This is a genomic window from Synechocystis sp. LEGE 06083 (assembly GCF_015207725.1).
GTDB lineage: Bacteria > Cyanobacteriota > Cyanobacteriia > Cyanobacteriales > Microcystaceae > Synechocystis > Synechocystis salina.
On record NZ_JADEWJ010000190.1, the window covers coordinates 1 to 7,577 of the forward strand.

Here is a 7,577-nt window from a genome sequence, read left to right on the forward strand (position 1 = left end):
TCATGTTTGATGTTCTTCTGCCTAAAATGAGTGGTTGGGAAGTGTTCCAATCGGTGCAGGAAAGACCAGAACTCAGGGCTATTCCCCTGGTGCTGATGTCCGGCCGGAAGGAAGAGGTACTCGAAAAAATTCCCGAACCCTTCGAGTATTTTGCCTTTGTGGAAAAACCCTTTGAACAGAAGGAATTGGTGGCCGCCATTAAGGAGGCCATGGTCAAAGCGAAAAAACACGCCCCTGTGGCCAGTGTGGGCAGTGCCGTCCCGGCCGGAGATTTGGCCGCCGAAGTTCAGCTACTCAAGCAACAGGTGGCCCAAATGCACGGAGAAATCGACCAATTGAAAAAACAGTTGGGGCAATTGGTAAATTTCATCAAGCAACGACTGTCCTAGGCTATGCCTGGGGCCGGTTCACCGTTAGACTTGGGTTGGAACTTTCGCGTTGAAAATATGACTATGGCATCCCCTGCACCAGAGTTAGCTCCCCCGACCATGGATGAAATGGCCCCCGTTAGTCACCACGACGTCATAGAAACGGTTATTTCCGGTATGGCCCAGGAAAATAGCGCCTTTGTGCAAGATAACGACCAGGGCAGCATCTGGAAATTTGCCTATGGCAGTGTGGAAGTGCTAGTACAGCTCACTGGAGAAGGGGAAAATGATCTGTTTCGGGTCTGGGCCGAGGTGATGCCCTTACCAACAGATCCAGGCCAATTATTGGCGGAAGTGATGCAATTAAACTGGTCGGATACCTTTGAGGCCTGTTTTGCTGTGCGGGAAAATCATTTAGTTGCCCTCCATCAGCGCACAGTGGCAGAGCTTTCCCCCGGTGAAATTTCCCGGGCTATTACCCTGGTGGCAACGTTGGCCGATGACCACGACGATCGCCTAAAGGAAAAATACGGCGTTTGATCAAAATTTTGTTGATTTCCAAAGGCAACCTTCCAGTGAGTCCATTAATCTTCCTCCAGGGCCGCGAAGAGGGCACTCAAGATTTGGTTGGAATATAACATTCCCTCCGGGTCTGTGAGGCAGAATCTTTGCACCGCTGCCGTGGTGATGTTTTCTGGGGAAAGTAATTCGTTGTTCCGGTCGTAAAATTCTAGCCAAGGGCGATCGCCAAAGGAAGTGAGGGTAGCCAGGATGGTCTGCTTGGCCCCTGGACTGATCACAGGCAGTTGCTCCCAGGTCACCCCAGCGGTGAGCCGTAGTCCCAACATCAAGCTTTCCAACAGATTTTCCAACGGAGCAACCCTTTCTCCTGGAGTTTTTCTCCCTTGCTTTAACCAAGATTCTAGCCATTGGTAATAGTCATTTCTGGTGCGGGGACGACCAAAACGTTTGCCGTCAATGTAACTGGTGGCCCCCATGCCAAAACCGTAGTAGGACAAATTACGCCAATAAATTTGGTTATGGCGACATTGGTAACCGGGGCGGCCATAATTAGAAATTTCGTAATGGTGGAAACCGGCTTGGGTTAATACATGTTGAGCATGGCGGTAAAAGTTGGCACTACGTTCGGAAGGAGGCAAAGTCAATTTTCCCCGCTGTTCCCACTTATCGAAAACAGTTTGGGGTTCCAATACTAGGTCATAGCAGGAAATGTGATTAGGGCCAGCTTCTAGAGCCAAGGAGAGGGAACTGTGCCAATCGGTCGTTGTTTGCTCCGGTAGCCCCGCAATTAAATCTAAACTCCAATTTGTAATATTCTCCTTGGCGATCGCCGTGAAGGCCTGGTCAATATCCCGACGACGGTGATGGCGACCACAGAGGGTTAGTAAGTTGTCCTGAAAAGCCTGTACCCCCAAGCTAAAGCGGTTAATACCCAAATTTTTATAACTGTGCAGTTGGGCTTGGTCAAAGGTGCCTGGGTCAATTTCCATGCTAATTTCAGCAGCTGGGGCAATGCCTAGGGATTTATCCACCGCAGCTAAAATCTTTTCCAAACCGGCGATCGGTAATAAAGAAGGGGTACCCCCACCGAAGAAAACCGTGCTCAGGGGCAAGCCTAAATATTGTTGTCCAGCAATTTCTTGACATACTGCTTCCACATATTCCCCCACCCAACCATCTAGATTTAAAGATTGGAAACCCGTCACGGCAATGGGAAAATCACAGTAAAAACAACGTTGCCGACAAAAGGGAATGTGGATGTAGGCGGCGGTGGGAGGCGGTGGAGAGACAGAACCTAGGCCACGGTATGACGATGTTGCCATGGAATTAATGAGGGATGCTCGATGGTGCTGACCTTAGCTGACCATGGTTAGGGTTCATACAGTTGTTTTTGTTCAATGTAACTTTGCACCGCAGGGGGAATTAGCTCCTCCTCCTTAGTTTGGCGATAAATGCTGGAGGAAATGGCCGGAGTAATGTCTTGATCGCCAACCTGATCGACTATTTGATATTGCCCTCCCAACTGCTCCAACCTAGCCAAATCAGCTTGATCAATGCTGTAACCTGGTCGGGGAAAAATCAGCAATTGGACAGCGGGCAACAATTTTTCCACTGCGTACCATTGGGGAATTTGGGTAATTAAATCAGCCCCCACCACCAAAGCGTAGTCCGCTTCCAAACCCCACCGTTGTTGGGCCCGTTGCAGGCTGATTAAACTACGGCGATCGCTCAAATCTTCCCAAATTCGTACTGTGCCGTAATGACGCTGTATGTCTTCCACCAGCAATTTCAGCATTGTTTGGCGATCGCCGAGGCTGGCCCAATGGCCTGTGTGGGGATTGGGGCCTTGTTTAAAAGGGTTATCGGCGGCCCACACTGCTACTCGGTCAAAATGTTGAGCTAACCAAATGAGAATGGCTTGGTGGGCTAGGGTCGGAGGATCGGCGCTGGTGCCAAAAAGGGCTATTTTCACGGCGGAGCTTTCTAATTCTGGGCTTCCGTTAGTTCAATCACCCGTTCATCGTAATCCTTGACCAAAAAATTTAACGGTTTACGACTGCGTAACTTATAGCGGAGACGACGGGACTGCACCCGCAGAAAAATTTGCTCTAGGCAATCGTGGTCAAAGCAAACGTGACGTTGGCGATTTTTACTGCCAAAGCTAGCTCCGCCGATGATGTGCAGTTGGGTATTCTTTTTCAACTGATACCAGAGGCCGTCCTGGGCACTGTAGCGATTTTCGGGGGGGATTTGGGGGTTAGCGGCCATGGCAAAGGAATCCCAACCAGCGGTGCCTAGGGTTTGTTCATAGTTGTAGTAGTAATGCAGAGGCACGTCAGCCCCATTTAAGTCCAGCATCCCTTCATAAAAAGCTTTGGCGATCGCCAGGTCAGACACCATCACGGTGTAAACCTTGGGGGCACTGGTGAGAAATAACCACATGGCCAAAGCATAGGCTCCCAACAGCATCACCATAATGCCTTGGGTGGAAAACAAGCTGTCAATGGGAATCAAAGAGGCGAAATGCAGGGGCATGGTTAGGCAACTGGGGGAATAAAACCCGAAAAATCAGCGAAAATTGTATGGTTAGGATCATGGAGCTTTGCTATGACCGGAGCCAGCAAACACTGGCCAACTAGCATTGCCCTTGGGGTACATTCTACCAAGAGCGCTCCCGGTGCTCCAACCTTACGTCCCAATAGCCCATGGATCAGTTGGATCAATTGAGTGATTATTTTCCCCCTCCCCTCCAGGTGGGGCAGAGCCGCTTCGATTGGGGTAAACGCACCTATGTGATGGGGATTTTGAACACCACCCCAGACAGTTTTAGCGATGGAGGCGAGTTTAATGCCCTGCCAACGGCCATCCACCGGGCCAAGGCCATGGTAGAAGCGGGGGCCGATATCATCGACATTGGCGGCCAGTCCACCCGACCGGGAGCAGAAACCGTTAGCCTCACGGAAGAATTGGAACGCACCATTCCCGTTATCCAGACTCTCCGACAGGAATTGGACATCCCCATTTCCATCGATACCACCAGGGTAGAGGTGGCACGGCAAGCCCTCCAGGCTGGAGCAGATCTGATCAACGATATTTCCGGGGCTACCTTTGAACCAGAAATTTTGGCGATCGCCGCCCAGCACAGGGCCCCCATTATTCTGATGCACATGCGGGGTACTCCCCAAACCATGCAGAATTTGACGGATTATGGGGATTTAATCGGAGAAATGAAGCAGTTTTTCGCCACACAAATTGACCTAGCCCGCCATTATGGCGTATTGCCCCAACAAATCATCCTCGATCCAGGCATTGGCTTTGCTAAAACCGCTGAGCAAAATATCACCCTGTTGCGTCAGTTGCCGGAGCTAAAAAAACTTGGTTTTCCCCTGTTGGTGGGGCCGTCCCGCAAAAGCTTCATTGGCAAAATTTTAGACCAGCCGGATCCCAAGCAACGGGTTTGGGGTACCGGGGCGGCCTGCTGTCGGGCGATCGCCGGGGGAGCGGACATAGTCAGAGTGCATGACGTGGCAGCCATGGCCCAGGTCTGTAGGGTGGCGGATGCCCTGTGGCGATGAGTAGGCCCAACTTAAGGAAATTAATGGCAAATCTGGGGCAAAAACTCCAGCGTTGGCCCCTGGAGGCATGGTCCAGTGTAGTGCTGGTGATGCTCCCCATAGCTTTGCTGTTTTGTTGGGGGTTGGATTTCCATAGCCTACGGCGGGGAGAGGAAACAAATTTAGTGGAATCAGCCCATTATTGGCGGACGACACTACAAAATTATGGCTTCACCCCCACTAGCTTGTTCGATAACCTAGGGCGATCGCCATTGCCCATTTGGTTGATTAGTCTTAGTCAAATAATCTTTGTCCAAGGATTATGGGGCGATCGTTTACTGGGAGCCTTGCTCAATGGGGCCAGTTTGCCGTTGTTATATTGGCTGGGGAAGGAACTGTACGGCCGCCGTTGGCCAGCTTTGCTAACGGTGGTGGTCTATGGCACGGCCCCCACAGTGGTTTATTGGGCCAGGGTAGCCAGCATTAACAGTTTTATTTTGCCTTTAACCATTGCCTACCTAGCTAGCGCCTTGTTTTGCCGTCGGGATTTACGGGGAGCCCTACCTTTGGGTCTAACCCTTAGTGCCCTGGCATTAACGAATTTGCCCACAGCCATTGTTCTATTGGCTACTAGTCTACTTTTTCTTTATTGGGATACACCCCGTTTAAAATCCTCATTCCTCTTTTGGACCGGTTTCATTTTAGGTTTGATGCCGGCGATCGCCTGGTGGCTAGGTCATAGCTCATTACCCTCCAGTGTCGACCTGTTGACCGGCATCGATTTCATCAGTGGTTCCCCCTGGCCAACTAAACTGCGGGGTTGGTTTTGGTTATTGGCCAGTGCCCCTGGTTTAATCTTCGCTCTGCATGCCTTTCCCCAAGCTCAACAGGCTTTGCATTGGAGTTGGGCCCGTTTTCTTGTTTGCCAAGCAGGAGCGTACAGCATGTTAGTGATTATTTCTCCCTGGTCTAGTCCATCCTTGGTGATGCCCCTGTTGGTAGTTCTGGCAGTGGCGGCGGGGTTAACTTTAGCTGAAGTGAGACAAGAAAGCCTTACCTGGGTTTATCCTCCCTGGTGGCGGAGATTTTTCTTAATTCTGGGGGGGTGTGCGGGCCTAGGGGCCATGGCAGTTTATCACGCCTATGGCCGAGGCAATTTAACCACTTGGACTGCCCAGGACGGAGTGCTCACCATATTAGTGCTAGTTTTGTTAGCCTTAACTTTGGCGATGACTTCCCTACTGCTAGACCGTCAGCGCCCTGAGTTTATTAATGTGCTTTTTTGGGGATTATTCGTCTGCCTATTTTTGGTTATTTATACGCCCCTGAGCTATCTGCCCCCAAGGTCCTTACCTGATGTGATGGTTTCCACTGTTTCCACCACTAACCAATTACCGGCCGGATTGTAGCGCCCCCCCAGGGTAATTTTTTGCCCATGGGCACAGTTGATTAATTGCTCTGCCACTTCTGGCCGTTCCGTAATTACTTTTAGAACTTTGCCCAATTGTTGACAGGTTAACTGATAGGTTTGGTTATCGCTTTTTTGCAATTCACCGCTGTAAACGCATTGACTTTTAGAAAATGGTAATCGAGCCAAATTAACATCCACTGGACAATGACCTGACGGGGGATATTGATCAGGATTGTCTAGATAATATCGTTGCCATTGCCGCCATTCAGGATGGTCGGGGGCCAAATTAAAGAGGGGAATTACCGCCGCTGGAGCTTGGCGATCGCCAATGAGGGCCTCCTGCACATCCCGCACGTCCAAATCCTGGGGGTCGCAATTTTTTTCAATACTTAAGGCGGCTATCATACCCACCGCTTGCCCTGTGTTCATCACGAGGGGTTGCAAACGGGTACTGCCATTGGCCATGTGGCTAACGGAAATGTTCTTTTCACAGGGTAAATAGCCCCGCACTGTTGGGGATAAAAGGGCTTCGAAGGGAATGGTAAAGGGAGTTCCTGTCCACCGTCCGCCCCAAATTAAGGATTTAGGAGCGAGGGGAAACTCATAGCCGGGATAGTGGTGATCGTTGGCATAGTTTCCCACCGCAATGCTAGAAACTTTTTGATTATGAATTGGCAGGGAAGCCACCTGGCCCTGGGGTAAAATATCCCTTTCCGTAATCACTTGTTGACCTTTCAAACGTCTACTTTCTCGATAGTAGGGATGGAGGGCAAAGGCTGTAGATAGCTCCCCCGTTTGTGGAAAAATTCCTGTGGCTAATTCTAAGTTTTCTGAATGATATTTTTGTAAATAATGGGCGTAGGCATAGCTATATTGGTAAGCTTCCCGTAAATAGGCTTCCCTTTCCTTTTCACTACCCAGTAAACGGTCTAAATCCCGGCCATAATCATTGCCGGCGATCGGCCAATTAATCATGTAATGTTCACCAGGCAATTGACCATAGGTTAAGAAATCTTTTTCGCCATGGTTCTGCCAAGTATTGCTGAAATCTTGAGCCACATCAATAGTAGGTTCAGCAATGATATTTGTCTGACTATTTGTTGTTTTTCGCAGCAAAAATACCCAAGTGGGAGACTGTATTGGATATTTTTCTGTCATGCCATTAGGCGCGACGGGACAACTAGGTTCATCAAATTTATCCTGCCAATCCCAACCCCAGCGGTGGTCAATGTCTCCCAGAGCCAGTAAATCCCCCAACTCTGTGCCATCGAGAATTACCCTAGCCCGAATTTCATAGTCTGGAAACCTCACCCCCACCAGGCGATCGCCATTTTTTAAGGCCTCTACTGGAAACTGATGGGTAATCCAAGTCAAGGTAGGCAACTCCGCCACCCAGTCAGCAAAAATTTTGGCCCCTAGGCGAGGATCAAAAGTGAATAAGCTAACCCAGCCATGATCCAAACCCCCGGGTTGTTGGGTTTGCAAAGTCCGTAAGAATTGTCCCCATGAACCTGTTTGCCAAGCGGCCAATTCATTACCATCGGGGGCTGCTACCCCAGCGGAAGTTAACATGCCCCCCAACCAGGGCCCCTCACTCACCAGGATAGTTTTTACTCCCCGCCGGGCCGCCTGGATTGCCGCCGCTGTGCCCCCAGTGCCACCTCCCACTACCAAAATATCTGTGGTCAATTGGGGAATGGATTTTGTTGCCATGGCCATAAT

At 50.2% G+C, this 7,577-nt stretch carries 8 protein-coding genes; 4 read left to right on the forward strand and 4 right to left on the reverse strand.

The annotated features are described in order from the left end of the window. The coding region (locus tag IQ219_RS13825; protein WP_194072993.1) for a response regulator at nucleotides 1-389 on the forward strand (389 nt) is incomplete at its 5' end. A gap of 63 nt (nucleotides 390-452) precedes the next feature. Continuing rightward, nucleotides 453-908: a YbjN domain-containing protein gene (locus IQ219_RS13830; protein WP_228017096.1), complete on the forward strand. Its 456-nt coding sequence runs from the start codon at nucleotides 453-455 to the stop codon at nucleotides 906-908. Between the two features lie 44 nt (nucleotides 909-952). On the opposite strand, the gene hemW is transcribed toward IQ219_RS13830, so the two are convergent. From hemW to IQ219_RS13845, 3 genes are read right to left on the reverse strand one after another with little or no spacing between them, the layout of a single operon-like run. Further along, nucleotides 953-2,212, reverse strand: coding sequence for a radical SAM family heme chaperone HemW (hemW, locus tag IQ219_RS13835; RefSeq protein WP_194072994.1), 1,260 nt, complete (start codon nucleotides 2,210-2,212; stop codon nucleotides 953-955). A 47-nt stretch (nucleotides 2,213-2,259) separates the two neighbouring features. Further along, nucleotides 2,260-2,862, reverse strand: a complete 603-nt coding sequence (locus tag IQ219_RS13840) for a nicotinate-nucleotide adenylyltransferase (RefSeq protein WP_194072995.1) — start codon at nucleotides 2,860-2,862, stop codon at nucleotides 2,260-2,262. A gap of 11 nt (nucleotides 2,863-2,873) precedes the next feature. After that, complete coding sequence (locus IQ219_RS13845) at nucleotides 2,874-3,425, reverse strand: glyoxalase-like domain protein (RefSeq protein WP_194018809.1); 552 nt, start codon at nucleotides 3,423-3,425, stop codon at nucleotides 2,874-2,876. A gap of 170 nt (nucleotides 3,426-3,595) precedes the next feature. On the opposite strand from IQ219_RS13845, the gene folP reads away from it, so the two are divergent. After that, nucleotides 3,596-4,465, forward strand: coding sequence for a dihydropteroate synthase (gene folP / locus IQ219_RS13850; protein WP_194072996.1), 870 nt, complete (start codon nucleotides 3,596-3,598; stop codon nucleotides 4,463-4,465). Nucleotides 4,466-4,488: 23 nt separating this feature from the next. Next, nucleotides 4,489-5,853, forward strand: coding sequence for a glycosyltransferase family 39 protein (locus IQ219_RS13855; protein WP_228017103.1), 1,365 nt, complete (start codon nucleotides 4,489-4,491; stop codon nucleotides 5,851-5,853). Here the strand turns inward: IQ219_RS13855 and IQ219_RS13860 are convergent. Beyond that, nucleotides 5,775-7,577, reverse strand: a 1,803-nt coding sequence (locus tag IQ219_RS13860) for an FAD-dependent oxidoreductase (RefSeq protein WP_368667610.1), incomplete at its 5' end; no start/stop codon positions are given. The genes IQ219_RS13855 and IQ219_RS13860 overlap by 79 nt on opposite strands.